The organism is Synechococcus sp. W55.2 (genome assembly GCF_047461635.1).
Lineage (GTDB): Bacteria > Cyanobacteriota > Cyanobacteriia > Thermostichales > Thermostichaceae > Thermostichus.
On the sequence record NZ_JANSHM010000002.1, the window covers coordinates 48,359 to 71,550 of the forward strand.

22 protein-coding genes are annotated in these 23,192 nt (G+C 56.1%); 9 read left to right on the top strand and 13 right to left on the bottom strand.

What is annotated here, in order from left to right; genetic code table 11:
* Positions 1-119: 119 nt before the first annotated feature.
* Positions 120-584 carry a redox protein gene (locus NW828_RS00920; RefSeq protein WP_414343843.1) on the bottom strand — a complete coding sequence of 155 codons (465 nt, stop codon included), beginning with the start codon at positions 582-584 and terminating at the stop codon, positions 120-122.
* Positions 585-758: 174 nt separating this feature from the next.
* On the opposite strand from NW828_RS00920, the gene NW828_RS00925 reads away from it, so the two are divergent.
* Positions 759-1,640, top strand: coding sequence for a LysR family transcriptional regulator (locus tag NW828_RS00925; RefSeq protein WP_414380899.1), 882 nt, complete (start codon positions 759-761; stop codon positions 1,638-1,640).
* Positions 1,641-1,968: 328 nt separating this feature from the next.
* Here NW828_RS00925 and NW828_RS00930 read toward each other — a convergent pair whose 3' ends face one another.
* Positions 1,969-2,139 carry a hypothetical protein gene (locus NW828_RS00930; RefSeq protein WP_414380900.1) on the bottom strand — a complete coding sequence of 57 codons (171 nt, stop codon included), beginning with the start codon at positions 2,137-2,139 and terminating at the stop codon, positions 1,969-1,971.
* Between the two features lie 73 nt (positions 2,140-2,212).
* The gene (locus NW828_RS00935) at positions 2,213-2,851 is read right to left on the bottom strand and encodes a response regulator transcription factor (RefSeq protein ID WP_414380901.1); all 639 of its coding nucleotides are present in this window, start codon (positions 2,849-2,851) and stop codon (positions 2,213-2,215) included.
* Positions 2,852-3,365: 514 nt separating this feature from the next.
* On the opposite strand from NW828_RS00935, the gene NW828_RS00940 reads away from it, so the two are divergent.
* Both NW828_RS00940 and NW828_RS00945 read left to right on the top strand, forming a co-directional pair.
* On the top strand, positions 3,366-5,426 hold the full coding sequence (locus NW828_RS00940) for a ribonuclease catalytic domain-containing protein (RefSeq protein ID WP_414380902.1): 2,061 nt from the start codon (positions 3,366-3,368) through the stop codon (positions 5,424-5,426).
* Between the two features lie 103 nt (positions 5,427-5,529).
* Positions 5,530-6,543, top strand: a complete 1,014-nt coding sequence (locus NW828_RS00945; protein WP_414380903.1) for a phosphate ABC transporter substrate-binding protein — start codon at positions 5,530-5,532, stop codon at positions 6,541-6,543.
* Positions 6,544-6,800: 257 nt separating this feature from the next.
* On the opposite strand, the gene NW828_RS00950 is transcribed toward NW828_RS00945, so the two are convergent.
* Positions 6,801-7,817 (bottom strand): ABC transporter permease, encoded by a 1,017-nt coding sequence (locus tag NW828_RS00950; protein WP_414380904.1) that lies wholly within the window; start codon positions 7,815-7,817, stop codon positions 6,801-6,803.
* Between the two features lie 47 nt (positions 7,818-7,864).
* Positions 7,865-8,686 (bottom strand): ABC transporter ATP-binding protein, encoded by an 822-nt coding sequence (locus NW828_RS00955; protein WP_414380905.1) that lies wholly within the window; start codon positions 8,684-8,686, stop codon positions 7,865-7,867.
* 196 nt (positions 8,687-8,882) lie between these two features.
* Here NW828_RS00955 and argJ point away from each other — a divergent pair, with 196 nt between their 5' ends.
* The 3 genes from argJ to hypA are packed head-to-tail and all read left to right on the top strand — an operon-like array spanning position 8,883 to position 11,696.
* A complete protein-coding gene (gene argJ, locus NW828_RS00960; RefSeq protein ID WP_414374640.1) occupies positions 8,883-10,100 on the top strand; it encodes a bifunctional glutamate N-acetyltransferase/amino-acid acetyltransferase ArgJ in 1,218 nt (405 codons plus the stop codon).
* Between the two features lie 15 nt (positions 10,101-10,115).
* Positions 10,116-11,294, top strand: a complete 1,179-nt coding sequence (speB, locus tag NW828_RS00965; RefSeq protein WP_414329053.1) for an agmatinase — start codon at positions 10,116-10,118, stop codon at positions 11,292-11,294.
* Between the two features lie 3 nt (positions 11,295-11,297).
* A complete protein-coding gene (hypA, locus tag NW828_RS00970; RefSeq protein ID WP_414380906.1) occupies positions 11,298-11,696 on the top strand; it encodes a hydrogenase maturation nickel metallochaperone HypA in 399 nt (132 codons plus the stop codon).
* On the opposite strand, the gene NW828_RS00975 is transcribed toward hypA, so the two are convergent.
* The 4 genes from NW828_RS00975 to NW828_RS00990 all read right to left on the bottom strand — a co-directional run bounded on the left by NW828_RS00975 (position 11,693) and on the right by NW828_RS00990 (position 14,835).
* The gene (locus NW828_RS00975) at positions 11,693-12,010 is read right to left on the bottom strand and encodes a TMEM14 family protein (protein WP_011434105.1); all 318 of its coding nucleotides are present in this window, start codon (positions 12,008-12,010) and stop codon (positions 11,693-11,695) included. The genes hypA and NW828_RS00975 overlap by 4 nt on opposite strands.
* Positions 12,011-12,037: 27 nt before the next feature.
* Positions 12,038-12,244 (bottom strand): hypothetical protein, encoded by a 207-nt coding sequence (locus tag NW828_RS00980; protein WP_238376795.1) that lies wholly within the window; start codon positions 12,242-12,244, stop codon positions 12,038-12,040.
* A gap of 329 nt (positions 12,245-12,573) precedes the next feature.
* Entirely contained in the window at positions 12,574-13,380 is an 807-nt protein-coding gene (locus tag NW828_RS00985) for a PPC domain-containing protein (protein ID WP_414380907.1), read from the bottom strand.
* Positions 13,381-13,542: 162 nt separating this feature from the next.
* Positions 13,543-14,835, bottom strand: a complete 1,293-nt coding sequence (locus NW828_RS00990; protein ID WP_414380908.1) for an aminotransferase class I/II-fold pyridoxal phosphate-dependent enzyme — start codon at positions 14,833-14,835, stop codon at positions 13,543-13,545.
* A gap of 890 nt (positions 14,836-15,725) precedes the next feature.
* On the opposite strand from NW828_RS00990, the gene hpf reads away from it, so the two are divergent.
* Together hpf and NW828_RS01000 are read left to right on the top strand one after the other, a co-directional pair.
* On the top strand, positions 15,726-16,298 hold the full coding sequence (hpf, locus tag NW828_RS00995) for a ribosome hibernation-promoting factor, HPF/YfiA family (RefSeq protein ID WP_414380909.1): 573 nt from the start codon (positions 15,726-15,728) through the stop codon (positions 16,296-16,298).
* 12 nt (positions 16,299-16,310) lie between these two features.
* Positions 16,311-17,051 (top strand): urease accessory protein UreF, encoded by a 741-nt coding sequence (locus NW828_RS01000; RefSeq protein ID WP_148202769.1) that lies wholly within the window; start codon positions 16,311-16,313, stop codon positions 17,049-17,051.
* Between the two features lie 449 nt (positions 17,052-17,500).
* Here NW828_RS01000 and psbV2 read toward each other — a convergent pair whose 3' ends face one another.
* Positions 17,501-18,004: a photosystem II cytochrome PsbV2 gene (gene psbV2 / locus NW828_RS01005; protein ID WP_414380910.1), complete on the bottom strand. Its 504-nt coding sequence runs from the start codon at positions 18,002-18,004 to the stop codon at positions 17,501-17,503.
* A 26-nt stretch (positions 18,005-18,030) separates the two neighbouring features.
* Positions 18,031-18,573 (bottom strand): photosystem II cytochrome c-550, encoded by a 543-nt coding sequence (gene psbV, locus NW828_RS01010; RefSeq protein WP_011434097.1) that lies wholly within the window; start codon positions 18,571-18,573, stop codon positions 18,031-18,033.
* 321 nt (positions 18,574-18,894) lie between these two features.
* On the opposite strand from psbV, the gene NW828_RS01015 reads away from it, so the two are divergent.
* Entirely contained in the window at positions 18,895-19,782 is an 888-nt protein-coding gene (locus tag NW828_RS01015; protein WP_414380911.1) for a hypothetical protein, read from the top strand.
* A gap of 30 nt (positions 19,783-19,812) precedes the next feature.
* Here the strand turns inward: NW828_RS01015 and NW828_RS01020 are convergent, their stop codons facing one another.
* Both NW828_RS01020 and NW828_RS01025 read right to left on the bottom strand, forming a co-directional pair.
* Positions 19,813-21,120, bottom strand: coding sequence for a hypothetical protein (locus NW828_RS01020; protein ID WP_414380912.1), 1,308 nt, complete (start codon positions 21,118-21,120; stop codon positions 19,813-19,815).
* A 71-nt stretch (positions 21,121-21,191) separates the two neighbouring features.
* Positions 21,192-23,042 (bottom strand): M61 family metallopeptidase, encoded by a 1,851-nt coding sequence (locus tag NW828_RS01025; protein ID WP_414380913.1) that lies wholly within the window; start codon positions 23,040-23,042, stop codon positions 21,192-21,194.
* Between the last annotated feature and the right edge of the window lie 150 nt (positions 23,043-23,192).

Sequence of the window (23,192 nt, forward strand, 5' to 3'; positions counted from 1 at the left end):
CCAACCCACCAGGGCATCCCTTCGACCCCACAGTGTCCATTCCCTCGGCACAGCTCACACAGGCTGCTGCCCGATTGCGAGCCCTGATTGACTCGCGGGGGGGCATGGGTTAACTGTACTCAGGCACAAATGCGGGGCAAAGGTGCAGGCGCCGAGGTCACCTGCAGCAATCGGGGAATACGGCTGCTGTCGTAGATGCGAAATTCCTTTTCCAAGATGGCTTTTTCGTCGCGCACCGCCTGGTTCAGCACAATGGATCCCTCTGGATCGGAGACGGAACGGTGAAAAGTGCCGGGAGGAATGCGCAAAATGCCTCGGTTCGCTTCCAGGCGCACAATATGGAAGGGATCCCTCCAGCTAAAATTCACCAGGTAAAACGTCCGTCCGCCCCATAGAGCCAGTAGGTTGTCCTCTTGGTGTGGATGCATATAAAACTGCCAATAGCCCTGAGGATTATTGGGGGGACTGATGGCCGGCCCATCGTGGTAAACCAAATCGCGGGCGTTGGATCGCGCAACCGTGATGTCAAAAAAACGCACGCCGGGAGTATCTCGAAATTGATGGAAAGGCAATAGGGCAAACATGGATCTCGACATAGGGACACTTGACCAACGACAGGAAGATAAAGAGGTTTTCACACTGTTTCCCGCTGTTTCGCAGTGTGAAGGAGAAGTTATGTCGTAGTTTAGTCAGGTGCGGCGGAGGGTTCAAACCTGAGATAGCATCACATCTATGCGCAGATCGAATAGATGGGATCCATGAACATCTCGCAACTGCAAACCCTGGTGGCTGTGGTGGAGCGGGGAAATTTCAGCGATGCTGCCCTGCAATTGCACATTTCCCAGTCGGCGGTGAGCCGGGCCATTGCCAGCCTGGAGGAAGAACTGGGGGTGACCCTGTTGGTGCGCGGTCGCTTTGGGGCGCGCCTAACCCCGGTGGGGGAGCGACTGCTGCGCCATGTTCGCAAAATGCTGCAACTGCGGGAACAAATGGATTATGAGGTCAACCTGGAAAAAGGGTTGCGGGGGGGAAATGTGCGAGTTGCCGCTTTTCGCAGTGCTGCAACCCATTTGCTGCCGCCGGTGATCGCCCGCTTCCGCCAACAATTTCCGCAGATTACCCTCACCCTCACAGAAGAAGATCCGGCCACTGTTGAACATCTGTTGCGATCGGGCCAGGTGGATATTGGCCTGTTGCCCCTGCCGCGGGCTGCTGAGGATCTCCAGACGTGGGAGATTGCCCGCGATGAGTTCATTGTGTTGGTTCCGCTGAGTTTTGGGCCCCTGCCGGAAACCCTGACCTGGGAGGATCTTTCCCGTTTTTCCTACATTCTCTACAACTACGCCGAATGCACCACCGCGGTGCGGAACCACTGGGAAGCCGCTCACCAAACCCTCAAGGTAGCCTACTTGGTGAAGGAAGACTCCACCATTGTGAGCATGGTGGCACAGGGTCTGGGGGCTGCCATCTTGCCTCGCTTGGCCGCCATTCCCATTCCCGAAGGGATCCAGATCCGCCGGCTGCCGATCCCACTGGAGCGGGTGATCGGAGCTGCCGTTCTGGCCTCTGCGCTGCATCCGCCTGCAGTATTTGCCTTCCTGGAAGCCTTGCGGGGAAACCCATCCCAGTTGCCAAGTTAACATTGCATCGGGAGTACAAGGCAGCTTTGTTGACACCACGCTCATCCATCCAGTGACGCAAGCATTGGTTGCGGACAAACTGGGCAGGGCCTCATCCAAGGCTTGGTATGGCGCTGGAGCGGCGTTGAGGAGTTTGGCTTCCCTGACCAGCATGGGTTTATTTCATTGCAGGTCTATATCATTGCAGGTCTATAGTCATTTCAAACTAGATTGAGACACCCCCGCTGCTGCCCAAACGTTCCACGCCGCTTCCACAATCACCTTTAGATCCTGTCCCAGAGGGAGAAAGGAGCTAGGAAGCAATGCAACGGAAATGTTTCATTCCTGTTTAAAATGACAACAACAGGGCAAAAACTGTCCTGGAAGGACGGGGCTTTAGACCCAGTTTTTGGGTAACGCAGTGAAAATCGGCGGCCAATGTACGTTGGGGCAAGGCCAGCAGATCCTCCCCCGCCAATTTTTGAAAAGACTTGCCCACCCCAGTTACCTTGCCCTTCAAGTGCGATCACTACCCTATCTCCAATCGCGCCGAGGAGATAGAGTTCTCCAACCGTTGAAAGGGGTGGCGGGAATTACAACGGTTTTTTGCCCAAACCACTTTCTATTGCCCAGCGGGCCAGTTCTGTGCGGTTGTGCAGGCCGGTTTTGCCCAGCATGTTGCTGACGTGGCTTTCAACGGTGCGCTGGCTCACCCCAAGAGTTTCGGCAATCTCGCGGTTGGACATGCCCCTGGCCACGTACTGGATCACCTTGGTTTCCGTTGGCGTAAGTTCAATTTCCCGATCCAGTTTTATGACCGGCTGAATGCCCACATTCTGCACTTGTAACAGGCGCTCGGTATGTTTGAGAGAAGACTCCACCTGCGCCACCAATTCTTCCGGCTCAAAGGGCTTGACCATGTAAACATCTGCCCCTGTGGTCAGGCCGCGCACCCGATCCGCCGTCTGCCCACGCGCCGACAGAAAAATCACAGGTATCCAGTCTGTAGCACTGTTGGAGCGAATGGTTTCAACAAAGGTATAGCCATCCATCTCTGGCATCATCACATCGCAGATGATCAGGTCTGGTGTGAAATGGCGCATCGCTTCCAACCCCTCCAGACCGTTGCTCGCCGCCACCACCTCATAACCGCGAAACTCTAGGTAGTCCTTGGCCAGCAGGATTAAGTTCGGATCGTCATCGATGAGCAACAGTCGCTTCGGGTTGTCCACGGTTTACCTTTTGAGCGCTAAGCTAAAAAGTTTTAGGTGAAGAAATACGGAATCTCCTGTTTCCGTGACTTTCACTGTAGGGAAACGACTCTTGAGTACCACCCTTTTGCTTGCTCAATTGGGGAGCAGCCTATGGTAACTGTGCCCTACCCGTAGTCTCTAGGATATCACACATGGAAGAAGTGGAAGTATCCACTTGCGAAATGCTGGCAACAGTATCTCTACGCAATTTAGGGACTCCAGTTGGTAACCTCATCCCAGGAACTTGGCAGAGCTGGCCTCTGCTCTGAAATCGCAGTGCCCAACACATAACCGCAATCTACCCAAAAATTTGTATCTCGTGTGTCTGTATATCACATACCTATATGCTTAAGTACCGATATATCTAACATCTGCTACCTATTCAAGTGCCCGTATGTCTTCTGGCTGGGGTTTCCAGGTAGGCAGGCGGACAGAGCTGGTGGAGAATGGAAGAGAGCCTGCAATCTGACGACAGCAGACATAAGGAGAACGGGTGGAAAAGGGCACACTGGTGGAGTTTCGTTACAATAACGACCGTGTGTTGGCAGTGGTTCAGGGCACTGAGGGTAAGAAGAACCTACTGCTGGGGGTGCCTTCTGGGCAGGTTCATAGTGTTCACCCTCGCCAGATTACCTTTGCTTTGAACGGGGGATCCAGCTTCACGGCTTCCGACATTCCCGGCTTTTGGCAGGCGGTGCAAGCAAAGTTGGATCCCGAAAGTTTGGCGTTGGCCTGGGAACTGGTGCAGGAGGAGCGTCAGCCCCTGAGCTTGGCGGAGATGGCTCGGCTGTTGTTTTCTGATGATTCCCCGGTCTCCACCTATGCCGCCTACCGCCTCTTGAGCGAGGATCGCACCTACTTCAAGCAAAAGGGGGAGAGCTACGAACCCCGCACTCCGGCTCAGGTGAAGGAGATCCTCCATCAAATGGCCGTCGCCCAACAACGGCAGCAGGAACAAGCAGAGTTTGAGGCCCATCTGCGGGAGGCTCTGGCTCATCCCGGCCAAGGGTATCCCTGGACTCCTGCCGAGCGGGCCCGCCTGGAGGTGCTGGAACGCCTGGCCTTACAGGGAGCGGCGGCAGCCATTCGCAGCCACGAGGATCTCTCTTCCAATCTCAACCCGTCGGATCGGGAACGGGCCTCGCAACTGCTGGAGCTGATGGGGTTTCCTGACACTCCGCAGGGGGCTTTTGAAGCTTTGGTGGCCCTGGGCCTGTGGAGCCGCCACGAGAACCTGGCCCTGCGCCTCACCGGGATCCCAACCCAGTTCCCGAAGGCGGTGGAGCGATACACCCAAGCCCTGCTCAGCCAGCCTCCCTCCTTTTGGGATCCCCACCTGCGGCAGGATCTCACCCATCTCCACACCTACACCATCGATGATGCCAGCACCCGCGACATTGACGATGCCCTCAGCGTCGAGTTCTGGTCGGATGACGCGGTGAAGCTCTGGATCCACATTGCCGATCCCAGTTGTTGGGTGCAGTGGGGGGATCCCCTCGATTTGGAAGCCCGCAAGCGTGGCACCAGTGTCTATTTGCCGGAGCGGGTGATCCCGATGTTCCCGCCGGAGCTGTCCACCGGCCCGATGAGCTTGGTGCAGGGAGAGGTGCGGCCTGCCCTTAGCTTTGGCATTCTACTGGGATCCGACGGCCAGATCCGCGATTCCAAGATTTGCCTCAGCCAGATCAAAGTGACCTACCGCCTCACCTACGAAGATGCCGATGAAATGTTGGAGTTGGGGGCAGAGGCTCAACTGACAGCCATTGCCCGGGCAGCCCAGTGGCGTTATGCCTGGCGGATGGCTCAAGGGGCAATCCAAATTGGCTTGCCCGAGCAAGATATCAAGGTCATCGACGAGATCCCCCACCTCCGGGTAATCGAGGATACTCCTGCGCGGCAGATGGTGGCGGAAATGATGGTGCTCACCGGCGAGGTGGCGGCTCGCTTCGCCAGCCAAAATGGGATCCCGGTGCCCTATCGTCTGCAGCCGGCTCCCGACTTACCTCCTCCCGAAGTGCTGGATAGGTATCCCCAGGGGCCAGTTCGGTCTTTTGCCATCATGCGCTGTCTATCGCGGGCGGAAGTAGCCACCCAGCCGGGGCGACATACAGGGCTGGGGCTTGAGGCCTACTGTCAGGTTACCTCCCCGATTCGGCGCTACCTGGACTTGGTGGCCCACTACCAGATCAAGGCCTTTTTGCGCGGGGATCCCTTGCCGTTGACGGAGGCGGATGTGCAGCAGTTGCTGGTGGGGATTGAGCCGGGCACCGCTGAGGCCAACCAGGTGGAGCGGAAATCCAAGCGCTATTGGAGCATCGAATACCTGCGCCTGCGACCGGGGCAAACTTGGCGGGCTCTGGTCTTGGGCTACCTGCGCGAGCAGGAAAACTTGGTGTTGGCCATGCTGGATGAGATTGCCTTTCGGGTGCCGGTGCGCCTAGAACGCCAGATTCCTCTGGGGGCTTGGATCGAGTTGGAAGTTGTGCAGGCGGATCCCCGTGCGGACGTAATTGAGCTGCGCGAGGTGGGACGAGAGGCGGCCATGTGCGGATAGATGCACCTTAACCTGCTGCTCACCCAATCTGCGCGGATAGCTGATACAACAGAGGGGGAAGTCTCAAAAGTCTGGATCGTGAATTTTCTTTAGGGGGGATCCCATGACTGCACGACCTTCCGGCCCACCTCCAATCGTTTACATTCTTTTGTTCGCGATACTGGGAGGCGGCGGCTGGTATGCCTATCGTTCCGGCCTGTTGGACTCATTCCTGAATAGAAGGAACACGCCTCCTATCCCCAGCCAGATTCCAGCTGCCCAGCCCCAAACCCCAACAGCGCCCAACCCCCCTCAGGCCCAGGTACACAACCCGCCTGCCAACGCCGTTAATCTGGATACTTCTCTGCCCAACCCAGCAGTGCTCCAGATGGATGGCAGCGTCACGATGATCCGGATCGTCTTGGCCCTGAAGGGAGGCTACACCCAGCGCAACCCCGGCATTCCCCTCACCTATGGGATCCCGGATGGCAAGCCCAATGGATCCAATGCCGGCCTGAAGGCCCTGATGGAAGGTCGCATCCAGATGGCCGCTAGCTCCCGCCCCCTCAATGCCAGCGAAGTGCAGGCGGGTCTACAGGCGATCCCGGTGGCCAAAGATGCCCTGGCGGTGGCGGTGGGGGTGAACAACCCCTACAAAGGAGGACTGACGCTGCAGCAATTGGCCGATATCTTCCAGGGTCGGATCACCAATTGGAGCCAGGTGGGCGGCCCGGATCGGCGGATTCGGGTCCTCAATCGCGCCCCCCAGAGCGGCACCTACAGCGTTTTCCAAGAACTCGTGTTGTTGGGGCTGCCCTTCGCTCCCGATAACCCTCCCTACTTCACCACCGCCACAGAAGATGTCACCACCCCGCTGCTGCGGGCTTTGGGAGAAGATGGCATCACCTACAGCACTGTCGATCAGGTGCAAAACCAGCAAACGGTGCGGATTGTGCCCATCGACGGCCAGATGCCCACCCGTGAGGCCATCCAGAGGGGCAGCTACCCCTTGGCGCGGAATGTGTTTTTGGTGGCACCTCAAAGAACCAGCCCTGTGGTGGCCGACTTCATCAACTATGCTCTTTCGGATCAAGGCCAGCAAATCATTGGCCGCACCGAGTTCATCCCCCTCCGATAGCAACCCACAAGTAGGACTGAGATAGCCGCTGACAGCAAGCGCAGCGCGGTTCCTCTGCTTTTCCAGAAGACGCCTTCCACCTGCTCCTATTCAAGGCACTTAGTCGTTTCAGGTTAGAGTGAGGCGCCTGAGCTATTGAGAAAAGCCTTTGGCCGCGTGCGTTCAACGTTTTAGGGGTGGGTGCAGCGTCCTAGTTTGAATCCAAATGACCCTAGATGTTAGAGAGGGGGCCCTAATTTTCACCAAAGTTCAATTTTTCAGTTCTCTCGGCGCACAGCGCTCTCATGCCACTTGCCCAACACCCTGTCGGATAGAGCACTTAAGGAAATAAAGATCAGGATCCCCAAGCCGGTGACCAAGATCAAGGCCGCAAACATGCGGGGCACCTGCAGGTTGAAGCTGGAGATCAAGATCTGGTAGGCGATCCCGGCCCGCTGCCCGCCAGTACCAGCGACAAACTCCGCCACCACCGCCCCAATCAAAGAGAGGCCACCGCTGATGCGCAGGCCCCCCATGAAATAGGGCATGGCACTGGGTAGCCGCAAGTAGATCAACGTTTGCCAGCGGTTGGCCTTGTACAGTTGGAACAGGTTGAGCAGGTTGTGATCGACGCTGTTCAGCCCCAGAGTGGTGTTGGAAAGAATCGGGAAAAAAGCCACAATCCAGGCGCACACCACCATCGCGGCAAAGGTGTTGTTGCGCAGCCAAATGATGATCAGCGGGGCGATGGAGACAATGGGCATCGTCTGTAAAATCACCGCATAGGGGAAAAAGCTGCGCTCAATCCACTTGCTCTGGGTGAACACAATCGAGACCAAAAGCCCCGATACTGTGGCAGCCAAAAAGGCCACCACCGTAATTTGCACAGTGATCAACAGGGAAGGAAAAAGCGTTCCCCAGTCGCGGATGAGGGTTTGCACCACCAAAATCGGCCCCGGCAAGAGGTAGTGGGGCACTCCCGTTACCCGCACCGCCACTTCCCAGCCCACCAAGAAGAGGATCCCGACGATAAGGGGGGCAATCACTTCCAGGTTGAACCAACGGCCCAGATTCAACCCCTTTGCAGGCACCCCTGAGCCGGCACTCGGCATGTTTGCCTCATCCATGGGTTGGGATCCGAGTTTTTCTCCAACTGCGCCGGTCAGCTTGGGCAGAGACCAATCTGGCCAATGGAGAGGCCAGCTCTCCCCCAAGCCAACAAGGGATCCCAGCCAACGGCGCCATGGCTCGAGAAGCTGGACAAACAGGTCGAACATATCGTGAGGTTGGGGCATCAAGGGACTTACGCAACAGAGAGAACACCGCTAAGCCAGGGATCCCATCAGCGCAAACGTCCAGCAGAGAGGGGGCGCAAATAGGGGGGATCCTGAGCTGAGCCGTGCATGGCCTCGTGCAGACGGGCCGATACTTCACGGCAGTAGTTGTTGTAAAGGGAAGAGGTGCGAAAGTCTTCCGAGCGGGGATAGGGCGCATCGATGGGAATATCGGCTATCACCCGCCCTGGGCGAGCCGCCATCACCACCACGCGGTTGGACAGGTAGACGGCCTCGTAAATGTTGTGGGTAACGAAGAGCACCGTCCAGCGCTTTTCTTGCCACAGCTCCAACAGGTCGCTGTTCAACTTGCTGCGGGTGATTTCATCCAGAGCTCCGAAGGGTTCATCCATCAGCAACACCTGCGGCTTGGTTACCAGGGCGCGAGCAATGGAAACCCGCATGCGCATGCCGCCCGATAGCTCGCGGGGAAAACTGCGCTCAAACCCCCGCAGGCCCACCAGTTGCAGAGCTTCCAAGACATCTCGATTGGCTTTTGGCTTGGGCTCACCTGCCAACTTTAAGGGTAGCCCCACATTGTCCATCACCGTCGCCCAAGGCATAAGGGCCGGTTCCTGAAACACAAAGGCCAACTTGGGTTCCCCTTGGGGAGCATCCTTCTCAAGATTTTGCCCCCATTCGATAGAGCCTGTGGTCAGATGCCCCAGACCTGCCACCAACCGTAGCACTGTGCTTTTCCCACAGCCGGATGGCCCCACCAAGCTAACGAACTGCCCTTCTTGGATGGTCATATTCATGTCCTGCAAAGCCACCGTGCCATTGGAATAGACCTTGCTGACATGGTTGAGGGTAATGACAGGGGTGGGCATGGCTGGCAATTCCCGGAGCAGAGGAAGCACACACTTTCAAAATAACCCTCTCTGCCGCCTCTGCTTGGTAGGCGTAACTACAACTCTTTCCCTCAGAACCGGTTTCCAGAGAGTTTCTCACGGAAAGCTTGCGATGACCCAAATCGGAGCAGCAAGTCGGTATGATGTTGCCGACCACCCTCTGGCCAAGGAACACATGGGATCCCCATTTAAACCGGTTGCAGGTGCTGTTACAGCCCCGCGAGGATTTCGAGCCGCTGGAGTGGCCGCTGGCCTCAAGCCCTCAGGAGCTGCGGATCTGGCTTTGATCGTTTCCGAGTGCGATGCGGTTGGGGCAGGCGTTTTTACCACCAATCAGGTCAAAGCAGCCTGTGTTACCTACAACCAAGGGATCCTCGCCCAACAGCAGCCGGTGCGGGCCATCCTCTGCAATGCTGGGCAAGCCAACGCCTGTACCGGAGAAGAAGGAGAGCGCAACAACGCCCAACTGGCCCTCTGGGTGGGAGAACGGTTGGGGATCCCGGCCCATCAGGTGCTCACGGCCTCCACAGGGGTCATCGGGCGACAACTGGAAATGCCGAAAATCCAAGCAGCCCTGCCTGGCCTTATCGACAGCCTCTCTCCAGAGGGGGGGGAGAGCGCCGCCCGCGCCATCATCACCACCGACTTGGTGACCAAAAGCGTTGCCCTGCAAGCTGAGATCGACGGGTACACCGTCAGGGTCGGGGGCATTGCCAAGGGATCCGGCATGATCCACCCCAACTTGGCCACGATGCTGGCTTTTTTAACCTGCGACGCGGCTGTGGATCCCCGCCTGTGGCAGCAGATCCTCAAGCAAGCTGCCGACCTCAGCTTTAACCAAATCACGGTGGATGGGGATACCAGCACCAACGACATGCTCTTGGCTCTGGCCAACGGCCAAAGTGGGATCCCAACCCTGCAAGCCGGCACAGAAGCTGCCCAGACTTTGGCGGAGATGGTCAACCAAGTTTGCATTCATCTGGCTAAGGCCATTGCCCGCGATGGGGAAGGAGCTACCAAGCTGCTGGAAATTCGGGTGTGTGGGGCTGTGGATGATGGGGCAGCCCGGCATATGGCCCGTGTGATCGCCAGCTCTCCCTTGGTGAAGGCGGCAGCTTTTGGCAACGATCCCAACTGGGGACGGGTGGCAGCCGCCGCCGGCCGAGCCGGGATCCCTTTTGACAGCCGCCGGTTGGATATCCGTCTGGGGGATTTTCTGCTCATGCAGGCGGGAATGCCCCTGGCTTTCGATCGCAAGGCAGCCTCTGAGTACTTGAAAGGGGATCCGGTGACCTTTACCGTGGATCTCCATCAGGGATCCGGCCAGGGCGTGGCCTGGGGCTGCGATCTCAGCTACGATTACGTGCGCATCAACGCCGAATACACCACCTAATGGGGGATCCCAACCATGACCACCGAATCGAACGCAAATAACGGCTTTTCTACCGAAGCCCAAGCGGCTCTGGCCAAGGAAGCGAGGCTTTCCCTATCCGGTTGGCAGCAAGAGGTGAGTCGAGGCTTAGAGTTTGGCCTCGAGGCAGCAGCCAGCATCGGCGATCGCTCCATCCCCACCTTTTCCCGTGGCGAATTGCCCCATTATGCCGGCATCAACACCTTCCTCAAGGCTCCCTACCTGGAGGATGTGCGCAAAGTTGGGGAGTACGATGTGGCAGTGGTGGGTGTACCCCACGATTCCGGCACCACCTATCGGCCCGGCACTCGCTTTGGCCCACAGGGGATCCGGCGCATTTCCGCTCTGTACACCCCCTACAACTTTGAGTTTGGCGTCGATCTGCGAGAGCAGATCACCCTCTGCGATGTCGGCGATATTTTTACGATCCCGGCCAACAACGAAAAATCCTTCGACCAAATCTCCAAAGGGGTAGCTCACATTTTCGGGTCTGGCGCCTTTCCCGTCATCCTGGGCGGGGATCATTCGATTGGCTTTCCCACGGTGCGGGGGATCTGTCGCCACTTGGGGGACAAGAAGATGGGCATCATCCACTTCGACCGCCATGTGGACACCCAAGAAACCGACTTGGATGAGCGCATGCACACCTGTCCTTGGTTTCATGCCACCAACATCCGCAACGCACCGGCCCACAACCTGGTGCAACTGGGCATTGGTGGCTGGCAAGTGCCACGGCAAGGGGTGAAAGTGTGCCGGGAGCGGGCCACCCACATCCTCACCGTTACCGACATCACCGAAATGGGCTTGGATGCAGCCGCCGATTTCGCCCTCGAAAAAGCCCTAGACGGCACCGATTGTGTGTACATCAGCTTCGATATCGACTGCATCGATGCCGGCTTTGTACCCGGTACAGGCTGGCCAGAGCCGGGTGGGCTGCTGCCGCGGGAAGCGCTCTACTTGCTCAAGCGCATTGTGCGGGAAGCACCGATCTGTGGCCTGGAGGTGGTGGAAGTCTCTCCCCCCTACGACATTAGCGATATCACAGCTCTAATGGCCACCCGAGTTATTTGCGATACGCTGGCCCATTTGGTGGTATCTGGGCAACTGCCGCGCCGAGAGAAGCCCGCCTACATCCACCCGGAGGCGACGCCAGAAATGGCCGGCGACTGGAGGTAAGAGATGCACGAGACCGACATGACCCGCGCCTTGATCCAAACACTACGTGACTGGTGGCAAAGTCAGCCGGGACAGCCTCAGATCGCTCGGGTGCACCTGGTGGTAGGACAGTTCACCTGTGTAGAGCCGGCCAGCCTAACCTTTGCCTATGTCGCACAAACCCAGGGTACTTTCCTACAGGGATCCCAGTTGGTCATCCGGGAAACGCCGCTCATTGCCTATTGCCATCCCTGCGGCCAAGAATACAAGCCAGAAATAGGCCGGCGCTATGCTTGCCCCAACTGTGGATCCCCGATGGAAGAGATTCGCTCGGGCCGAGAGCTGAAAATTGACTACATCGAAATTGACTACATCGAATGTTCAACAAACTTCACCCCACCGGCGCAACCAGAAGTCGCCTAGGCCGCTCCAAAGCTAAGTCCCAGAAGGACAGCTGCTCCCAAGCTGAGGATGAACATCAAGCCGGCAGGCATTAACGTTCGGGTTTTGCGGTAGCGCAGGGCGAATACGATAGATCCCAGCACTGTCGTCCCCAGGCCCAAGCCCAGCCCCCAGCGGGGATCCACCCCCAGCAGCCCATAGCTGACTCCGCTGAGGGCGGCCCCAACCAGCCCCCCGATGAGAGACTTGGAGCTTTTGCCTTTGCTATAGCCGATTGCTCCGCCCACCAAAAGCAGTGCCCCGTAGACCAGCAAGGTGATTTGTGCGGCCAGCATGATGGGAAAACCTTGTCCTCTCTAGGTTTAATCCACGAGGATATCGCGAATCAAGGGCAAGCGAATGCTGATGTAGCGATTGAGAATTGAGGCATCGACACTGCTGAGGGCGTGTTTTTTCTGACAGGCGCTCAGAAGCAGGTTCACCAAGTCATCGTCACGCTTTGTGAGCCAATCTGGCCTGCCAATCTCGCTGACCAAAGACCAAAACTGGCGTACCATTTCAGGAGTCATGGCATCCATTTTGTGGAGATAGGGGCTGAACTGCAAAAGAATGGTCTAGGCCATCGATTCGATTCTAGAAAAAAGACCTCATCCCCGAGGACAATATTTCAGCTCCGTCACAACTTAGGATAAGATGTTATGCTTTCCCACAAAGCTCAGCAAGCAGTGCCCCTTCTGGCTTTGTGAGGATCTTAGGAAGGTAAACTGGCAACTCCTGACATATATCAACATTAGGCGTTAAAAAACGATGATTCCTGTCAAAATCTCGACATCAGCATCAGAAGGTTCACAAGCCCCCTTATCCAAGCTGTAAGACAGGGAATCTGGGCGAGCAGGGGCTAGTGCAAGGCGTACTGTAACCTATAGGCTCCTTCTTCTCGTGGCTTATGGGTGTTGGCCCGCAGGGTATAAGTGCCGGTGCGGGGCAGAAAGGCAATCATCAGAGCATCGGTTCCACCCCCTTGGTCATCATCCCAAGCCCTGACTTCTCCACTGGGATCCAGCAGCTGCAAAAAGGCATCGAAATCGGAGCTGGTCATGGAAGCGATCAGGATCTGGCCGGCGCGGGCGGCAATGGGATATTCGTCCATCCAACTGCCATCCTCGGGATGCTGAAGGGATCCCTCCTGCAGACGGCCCGATAGGCTTTGCTGCCAATCTACCTGGGTGAGGATATAAGTGAGCCGGTAGTTGCCGGTGGATTCCGGCTCAAAGCTGGTGGCCCGCAGGGTATAGGTGCCTCCCTCCGGCAGACGCACTGCCAACAGGGCATTCACATCCAGGCCAGAGTCATCGTCAAAGCCAATCACCCGCCCTTGACCGTCCACCAGCTCCAGATAAGCATCAAAATCTTCGCTCTCTAGGGCCGCAATCAAAATCTGTCCCGGCTCAGCGGTGACGGGGATCCCATCCCAAAAGCTGCCGTACTGGCGGCTGACTTGATCTCCCACCTCCAGCGCTCCCGTCACGGTTTGGCTGCCTCTCCACAGAGCAGAACGGGTCAGCGCAGATCCCACCGGCAAGCCTCTCTCTCCCACCCGATCCAGCAGCCGACAGCCGCCGGCCAACCCCAATGCCACCAGAGCCAGAGTCAAACGCGATCCCCAACGGCGAGGAGACACGCAAGAACGGTACAAGCTCAGCATCAAAAGGGATCCCTCTCTGAAGAATGGCCACTGTGGACTGATCCTACCCCCTGATTGAGGGAAAAGGTTGGCCAGAGACGACAACTTCTGCCGAACTTCATGCTGAGTTTTGAGATTGTTGGCCTGCCCCTTCCTTGCTTTTCCAGCCGAGAGCATACTGGTCTACAGGGCCTCCCAAGCTTGCAAGACGGCTTCTAGGGCCAGCCGCCCATGGTAGAGATGGGTTCCCCCCTGCAAGTAGACGGTGTAGGGATCCCGCATCGGCCCATCGGCAGACAGCTCGGCGCTGCTCCCGGCAATAAAGGTGCCTGCTGCCATCACCACCGGGTCTGCATAACCGGGCATCACCTCCGGAACTGGGGTGAGGTAGGAATCCACAGGAGAACTGTTTTGAATCGCTTGGCAGAAAGCCTGCAGCTTTTGCGGGGATCCCAATTGAATGGCCTGGATGATATCGGTGCGGGGAGTTTGAGGCAGAGGCGAGACCGGGTAGCCCAAATCAGAAAACACCTGCGCCGCCAGATGGGCGATCTTCACCGCTTCGGCCACCATCTGCGGGGCCAAGAACAAGCCTTGAAACAGAAGGCGGTTGAGATCTAGAGTTGCCCCCCCTTCAGAACCAATGCCCGGAGCCGTCAGCCGACAGGCCGCTTGCTCCACCAGCTCTGCCCGCCCGGCCACATAGCCCCCGGCGGGAACAAGGGTGCCCCCCGGATTTTTGATCAGGGATCCGGCAATCAGATCTGCGCCCACATGGGTTGGCTCCTGGGTTTCCACAAATTCGCCGTAGCAATTGTCCACAAAAACCACAACTTCGGGGTTTTGCGCTTTGACCATTTGGATCATCTCGGCAATCTGGGCAATGGAAAAGCTGGGCCGCCAATCGTAGCCACAGGAGCGCTGAATGTGAACCAACCGGGTTTGCGGTCTGAGGGCGGTTTTCAGGGCTTGCCAATCGACAGTTCCCTCCCGCAAATCCAACTGGCGGTAACCGATGCCAAACTCCCGTAGGGATCCCCGCCCGGAGCCCCGCAGGCCGATAACCTCCTCAAGGGTGTCGTAGGGGGGGCCGGTAATGCTCAGCAGCTCATCCCCCGGACGCAGCACCCCAAACAAAGCACAGGCAATGGCATGGGTACCAGACACCATCTGCAGCCGCACCACTGCTGCCTCACAGCCCATAATCTGGGCAAACACCCGATCCAAAACCTGCCGCCCCTGGTCGTCGTGGCCATACCCCGACACCCCGGCAAAGTGATGGGATCCCACCCGCTGGTCGCGAAAGGCCCGCAGCACCCGCGCCAGGTTCTCTCTGAGGGTCTTCTCCACCGCCTGAAACTGCTCCTGTAGAGCCTCTTCTGCTCTGTCTAAAAGCTCTGCCGCCTTCAACGGGATCCCTCCGCCCACACCGTCTGCCTCACCTTTCGCACACCAAGGCGATTCCGAGAGTAGCATTTCAGCCACCCCGGAAAGAGTTGGCCTTCTCCCCACCGCTCCTCAAGGTGACTGCAGCGGCAGAACCGAGTTCCAAGTTCTTATGTACTTATGTAGCTCTCCGATAGAAACCTTACAGCATGGAACAGTGAACAACAGGCTTGTCAAAGCTAATACCGACAACAACACCATCTCTCAAGTCGAGAGCCTCATATTGATAAAAAATCGATAAAAAGCTTAATTTATATCAATATCCCTTCATTTTTGCTGTCAATGGCTATCCAATCAAGATGCTGCTAGGCTGTAGAATAATACCAACATACACTGGAGGAGAGCTGAAGCATCTGGATTGCCGAGCTTATGGGCAATACGGCCCACGTTTAGTCTCTCAAAAACAGGTCAGAGTTAGAGACATTGTTTAACCAACTCAAAATCCAGCTCAGGAAGATTTTTAGCAGGCTAGATCTGTCTATGGGTTTGATGATAGATTTGGCTTTTGACTGAGGAACTTGCAACTTAAACTCTAAAAAACCTTTCCCAAAGACACTCAACACAGCCAATAGAAGTGCATGTCTTGCAGGGCGGAGATCCCGCTTCTCTACAGAGCTCCTGCGATTCGGGAAAATCTGGAATTCAACATCAATTCAACATCTCTGAAACATTAAGAGAGCCTAAATTTATTCTTAACCTCTGGCAGAGATCCTTGAGCGAGATGTTAACCTAGACTTAACCCAAGAGGTTAGTGCCACTCCCAAAGCCGATCTGCTCACCCTTGATGACAGGGCTCCATTTTTGCCAATTAAAGGGCTGACGTCGCCTGTGAGCTGGGATCGCTTTCCAGAGTTAGAGGGATCCCGGGTGGGGATGAGGCGCTATCTCAGGTATAAACCGACATGACTGGGAGATTCCTCATGACTAAGCTTGTGATCCAAGGGAAAAACGTCGAGATTACCGACGCCATCCGCAGCTACGTTCAAGAAAAAATTGAGCGTGCTGTCAGTCATTTTGCCCAGATCACCAGTGAGGTTGATGTCAATCTATCGGTAGCCCGCAACCCCCGTATCAGTGCCAGCCAATCTGCCGAAGTGACCGTCTACGCCAATGGCACCGTGATCCGGGCGGAAGAAAGCAGCGAAAACCTCTATGCCAGCATCGACCGTGTGGCCGACAAGCTGGCCCGCAAGTTGCGCAAATACAAAGAACGGAACGGCATTCACCGCGTCCGCCACACCCCCAAAACCTCCGTGGCAGTGGCCCAGCAGCCCATCACCGATCCGCTAAATACGGAACGGCAAGCGGAGTTACCCGCAGAGGTGGTGCGCACCAAATACTTCGCCATGCCACCCATGACGGTTCAGGAAGCGTTGCACCAGTTGGAGCTGGTGGATCACGACTTCTACGTTTTCCGCAATATCGAAAATGGCGAGATCAACGTTATCTACGTCCGCAACCATGGCGGCTATGGCCTGATCCGCCCCCGCTAAGGCTTGGTGAAGATGCGTGGTGAGCTCTCCTCCCAACTTACTTCTCCAGGATCCAGCGGCACTTTCTATCTGTTGCTACAGCTCACCGATTCTGCCCTGCCGATTGGGGCTTATTCCCACTCCTGGGGCTTGGAAGCTGCCGTTCAAGCGGGTCAACTTCGCGATCGGGCTGGGGTGCAGCAGTACCTGTTGGGGGTTTTGCACATGGGCTTAGCCCCCACCGAGGGCAGAGCCTGTGCCTTGGCCCATCGTCTATCCCGATTGGGATCCGAGTCGGGAGTGGAGAAGCTGCAGCAACAGCTGCAAGCAACCCGTTGGGCGGCAGAGCCGCGCCAAGCCAGCCTAGATTTGGGGAAACGCCTAGCTCAACTGGCAGAACGCACCTGGGGAATCTCTGTCCCCAAGGCAGAGGGGGATCCACTGCATCATTCCGTGGTGTTTGGCTGGATCTGCGCTCAGGCGGGCATTGGGTTGGAAGATACCCTGCGTGCCTTCTTGTTCTCCTCCCTCACTGGGCTGGTCTCGGCAGCGGTGCGTCTGGTACCTTTGGGGCATACCGAGGGGCAAAGCCTATTGGCTCAGTTGTACGAGCCCATCGAGGCAGTGGTACACCAAGAGATCCTGCCGGTTGTGAAGCGGGCCGAAAGGCCAAACCTCTCCCCCAGCTGGCCGGCTTTGGGCAGCTTCACCCTCCTACAAGAACGCGATTGTCAAGTCCACCAACAGCTCTATTCCCGCCTTTTTCAATCTTGAAAGCCGTCAACCTTCACCCCTAAACCTTTCTCCCAGAGGGAGAGGGGAGTTCAGGGAAGAGTTTTTAGGGTCATCTTGATTCAAACCAGGACACTGCACCCACACCTAAAACCTTGGTCGCGTCTTCGCGTCAGCGTTGCGGAGCAATGGCGTTGCGGAGCAATAATGCAAGGGATCCAAAAGGTTTTTCTCAGTAGCCCAGGCATCTCACCCCAAGCTGAAACGAGTATACAATTGCCTTCCTTTTTGAGGATTGGTTGGCTATTCGCTCACCCCTGATCTGCTCAGTTCTCCTCTGCTTCTCTTGGGCAAAGATGGGTTCGCGCGGCCAGAAGCGCATTGAAAAGCGAAAAGAAGGTGCCCTTACCAAAGAATTGGGTCTAAAGCCCTGCCGTACCGCTATGCAGCTCGCCTTGGCGGGCCTAGCACGGTGGCTTTTGTGCTACACCCTAACCGGCATCGATCAAATCGTTGGATCCCCAGCCAGGGGCAACCTGAGCCGCTCTGAGAATAAAGGCAGCCAGATTTCTCAGGGCTTCGTCGTCCATCCAGGAAGGGGGTACAGGTCGGCATCCATAGCTGGAATCCGAGCCATCGTAGCTGCGGGGATCCCGCTGGTACTCCATCAAGGCTTGAAGGGTATCTCGGGGTGGAGTGGCACCGCGCAAGTCCTTCAAAGAGAGGGAAATGTTGGGAGCCGGCAAAGTGGCACCGCCCACATGACAATTCAAACAGGCGGACTGAAAACGATTTTTGCCGTCCGTGAGCTGCTCTGGGGTAAAGGTGAGGGTATGCCCTGCGGCATCTAGAGGCAATTCCACAGGGCCACTCACCCGCAAATACTGGTTCACGTAAGGATCAATGCGGGCAGCCACCGGACTGGCCAGCCCCAGCCACAACAAAGCTAGGATCCCGACCCAGGCCCAGAGGCGAGACGGGATCCGCCATCTCATAGGCAACTTCTGATCCAGATGCGGCATTAGAGATAGGCTGATAGGTCGCTGTGGCTTTCGTTCTTGGTACCACCCCAGCCGGGAACGGTCTTGGCCTGCACCAGAATGTAGCCCGCAATCAGCTTCAGATCCTCGTCGGTGAGGTTGCGCAGACGTGGATACTCACTGGTGAGCTGGGTGTTGGGGTGATACTCCAACAGAGACTCCACCCCGTCATAGGTGACTGGATTCTTGATGTAATCCACAATCGCCAGCACATTATCCCGTGGGGGAGTTGCCCCCTCCAGATCCGAAAGCTTCAAGCTCACATCCGGGTTGGGATAGGTCTGGCCGCCCACATGGCACTGGGCGCATGCGGTGTTGAATAGCTTCTTCCCTTTGGCCAACTGGGCTTCGGTAAAGGTAATAGACTCAGTTGGCGACAGAGCCACTGCAGGAATATCCCTAGCTGCAAACACTGGAGCCAGACCCCAGCCAAACCCAGCCATCAACGCAGCCAACAGCAGGACAAGCAACCGACGACGCGCTGGCGCAAACACCTTCTGAAAAGAAAAAGCTTTGCTAAACATGGTTCTCCGTAGATCAGCCTAGAAAGAGGAGAGGTGGGCTCCACTCCAGCCACAAACCCGACAACAGGATCAAGAATAGACCATTAAGAGATCATTTGCAGATGGGATCCGGGATAGTTTCCCAATGGTTCCATTTGCCTTTGGTGTTAAGTTTGATTACGGAGCTATGGCCTGTTGGGAGTCTGTTGGCCGAGAGCTGACTTGGCCACAGCCCAGTCGAGAGAACTGAGCAGGTAATGAGCAGGTAATATAGAGCTTGGCTTGCTTGCCTGGCAACCTCAGAGCAGGAGAATACGGCAGACTCCGTTCCAGGTTTTCCCCATGTCCTCTATCCGATTCCAGCCGTTGCGGGTGGCTTTCACCTGTGCGGATCCCAGTCAAGTGCAAATGCCCGTTGCCGATTTGCTGGCGGCCTTGCCGGCCTCACCGCTTCTGACCTACGCAGACCCGGAAGCAGCGGACTTGCGGGTAGAGCTGTTGCCCGATGCCACTTATCACTTTTACCGGCGGGGGGAAGAGGTGGCTCTGGCGGCCTTCCGGATCCCGGTGAAGAAGCTACTGGCCCTGCCTCGCAAGCTGGTGCGGCTGTTGGAGCACGTGGCTGCTTTTGGTAATCTTTTGAACCTGCAACCTGCCAGCGATGCGCTGAGCAGCATCTTGGAAGTGGAATTTCTCCAACTGGAAACCCCGGCCAGCAGCTCTGACCCTGCCGAAGTGAGCCCCCTGCCGCGGGATCCCCAAGGGAAAGTGCAAATCCAAGCAGGCCGCAACCTGGCCATTGCCTTGAGAAACAGAGCCCCCACTCCAGTGCATGTTTATGTCACCGTCTTTGACGAGCGGCGGTACAGCGTGGATTTGGTTTACCCCTATCAACCAGATCTGCCTGCCCGTTTACGCCCCAACGAGAGCCTGCTGATTGGCTCTGGCCCCCGCTACCTGCTGCAGATGCAGCTGCCAGAAGGAACAGACGTAGCGGTGGATCGCTTCAAAATCTGGGTCAGCAGCACCAGCATGCAGCCAGGCATTATGGTGATGCCCCCTCTGGGGCAACGGCTGGAACCTCCCTCAGAAGATCCCTACGGGGCCGGATCCCGCCTGGATCGGGAAGTCCGGCTGGCCATTCTGGGCAAAGCAGGCAGCACTCCCATGCCAGCTTTTGCGGAGGATCCCTGGTGGTGTATGGAGCAAGCCGTCAAGATTGTGGCCTGAGCCGATGCTCTTGGGGACTTTTTCAGACTTTCAGAGATGGCTTTTCAGGATCCCATCAAAGGTAGACTCAACCTCATCGACGCCAATCACTGACAGGTGATAGAGGGAAGATAGACTACTTCTTGTATCTTGACTAACATCAGTTAAAACTATGAAAGCTTGGCTTCCCTGAAGACCGAGTTCATCAGCGATTTCGGAGTATTTCCGTATTTTATCTTGGTACCCACCTGTCTTCGATTCCACCCAGTAGAATTTATCATTGATATGGAAGAAAAGATCCATCTCAAAATCGGCTCCATTCGATAAAGTAACTTGGGCATTCGCGACGTAAGAGAAACTGATCTTTTTGGTGTGAGCCGCAACAAGGCGGATCAGCGTGCCCCTAACATATCTTTCCAGCCAGTTCCCTGCCAGAAAATTCAGCGCCTGAGGCGACCTACTGGGTCTTGCTTCCAAGAGGCATTTGGGTGCCTTAGAGTATCTGTACTCTTCCAAAAATGCGATGCCGTGTAACTCCTTAGCAACTTTGCAAGTTAAACTGATTACTTGTGGAGGTTCGTCTCTAAGGTTTAGGGAGAAAGAACTGCCGCTATTCATATTTGACTTAACCATTCCATAAAATCTCTTGATAAAAGAGTATCGGCTGCCCATAAAGGTAGCTATTTGGTCTAGCTTTCCCTCTTTCTCTCCCACAGCTATGCTTTTTATCTTTATGTTTTTTGAGTTTAAGAACGACTCTATCTTTGATATATCAACAGTAGCTGTCCCATCCTTGTCTCTTAGTACTTCGTCTGGTGTCTCAGGATCTGGTGCTTTACCAATGACCTGAGTAACCTGCTCATTCTGGGAGTCCTGATTTGCAGTTGGGCATATCTCGGATCCATGAGAACTTTGAATAGTAACCCGTAGTTGCCGATAAATATCTTTGGCCTCTTCCACTAGATTTTCCAGAATAGCTAGCTGATTGTTCAGTTGCTGGCCATGTTCGGCCAACTTTACAGATATAGCTTGTAGAAGGTCTCTGACCCAGTCCTGTAGCAAGCTTTGCTGGCTGTCAGCAAGGCGAAATTTAAACTCTTCAAGGGTAGCTTGGACGGCCTGTAACTTTTCCTGTAACTTTTGAGAAATCTTGTCTACCAATCCTTCGCTCAACTTGATGAGTGCTTTGTCCGGGTCGTTGAGTTTTTGGCTGTGTTGGCTTAGCTGCGAAGATATATCTCTGAAAATCTCTCGTTTCCAGATTTCCAGTTTAGGACTGGCCCCATACTGGCGAGCAACGTAAATGCCTACCGAGAAACCAACAGCTGCCCCAATCAATAAAACCAAAACTAAGTCCATCAGATACTCCTGTCCTCTGCTGCTGTTACTTTTCTTTCCAGTTAACTGGATTACCTGCTTGCCTCAACATGCTAGGAGGAGATAGGTGAATTTTCAAGCAGATGGGGACCTGCCTCTGACCGAAGCTGGGCGCCGACAAGGGATCCCAGCCAGCCTTGCTGAAGAGCTTCTTGAGCAGGAGTCAGTTCAGGCAACACCTCCAACCTATAGACATCAGGCCGAGGGGGATCCAACGGGATCCAGAAATGTTTCAACTGATCGGCTTGAAAAACGCTCAAACAAATGATCTGGTGGGGCTGATAGGCCGTCAAGCGTTCCGCCAAGTTGGCAGCGCTCACCCTGAACCCATCCAGGGCCACCAGCTCATCGCCGGCCCAGATGCCTGCTTTTTGCGCCGGGGATCCCATCTCCACTGCGCTGATGCGATTGCCCTCGCCGTTGAAATTGAGGCCCAAGTAAGGGCTGGGGTTGGGGCGGCTGAATTGGGCTTTGAGGGTGAGGCCAAAAGGATGTAGGTAGGCATTGTAATCCAGCTCTTCCGTGCCTTCCACATAGGCGGAGAAAAACCGGCCAAGATCGGCACCGGCTGCCCGCTCAAACGCCTCCCGCAAGTCTTGGTCGCTGTAGCCCTTCTCTGACCGACCAAAGCGCTGCCACAGATCCTGCAAAGCCGTATCCAGGGATCCCCGACCGCCGGAAAGGTGGCGAATGTGCAGATCCAGCAGCCAACAGACCAAAGCCCCCTTTAAGTAATAAGAAACCTGGCTGTTGAGGGTGTTTTCGTGGGGGCGGTAGAGTTTGATCCAGGTGTCGAAGCTGGACTCCCGCAGCGATTGCACGGCCCGGCCCGGAGTACGCTGCAAGCGACCAATCTGTTCGGAAAGAACTTTTAAAAAATCGCCGGCACTGAGGATCCCTGCCCTCAACAAGATGACATTTTCGTAGTAGCTGGTCGCTCCCTCACAAAACCACAGGCATTCCAGATAGTTTTCTTGGTTGTAGTCGATCTTTTCCAATGCCAGCGGACGCAGACGCTTGACATTCCAGGCATGAAACAACTCGTGGGCCATCAGAGCCAAAAACCGACGATAGGACTCTGGCTGATGCAGCTCTAGCCCAGAGTAAAGAAGGGTGGTGCTGTACTTGTGCTCAAGGCCACCAAATCCTCCCGGCGACAAATGCACGATAAACCAGTAACGGTCATAGGGTAGCCCACCAAAAAATGCGGCTGTGGTTTCGACAATGGCCTTGGCATCGGCAACGGCCCGATCGACATCCAGAGTGCCCGACCCCCAAACCACAAGGTAATGCGGGATCCCTTCCACCTCAAACGATTGCATCCGATGCAGGCCCACCTCCACCGGGCTATCCACCAGCTCGTCGTAGTCTTCCGCCACAAAAGACTGGCCGGAAGTGGGATCCTCAGAAGGAGAGGTCAAGGGCCGCAAACTGGTGGCGATGTGCCAATCGGGCTGGGGGGGGATCACCGTCAAGGTGTAAGGTTCCCGCTCGCGACCGGGCACGTAGAGAAACAGCGCTGCCCCGTTGAAATAGGCGTGGGTCAAATCCAGATGGTTTGTGCGCACCGTCAGCTCATAGGCATAGACCCGGTAGCACACCTTCACAGCAGAAGAACCCGGCGGATCGATTTGCCAGGTGTTCTTGTCCACCTTCCGCCAGTCCAAAGGGATCCCCTGCTCAGTTGCCGCCTGAAACTCCTGCACATGACGGGCATATTCCCGCACCAGGTAGGATCCCGGCGTCCACACCGGCAGTCGCAGCCGCAAAGGCACCTCTGGATCCACCTCTTGGATCTGCAGTTCCACCTCCAGCAGGTGATTGGCCGGATCCGGCATCCGCACTGTGAAATGCTGGCGGCTCAGTTGAGAAGGTGCAGCACCAGTAACCTCCGGGATCCCCATAGAACCCACCCTACCCTCTACTGCCAAGGGCTGGCGCAGCCCCCAGCGGCAATGGCTCCTATCCTAACCTCTGCCTTTGGCTGGAGAGCAGCAACGAGACTTAAAAATGTAGCGCGTGCTACAAAGATACCTAGGCAGAACCTTCTACTT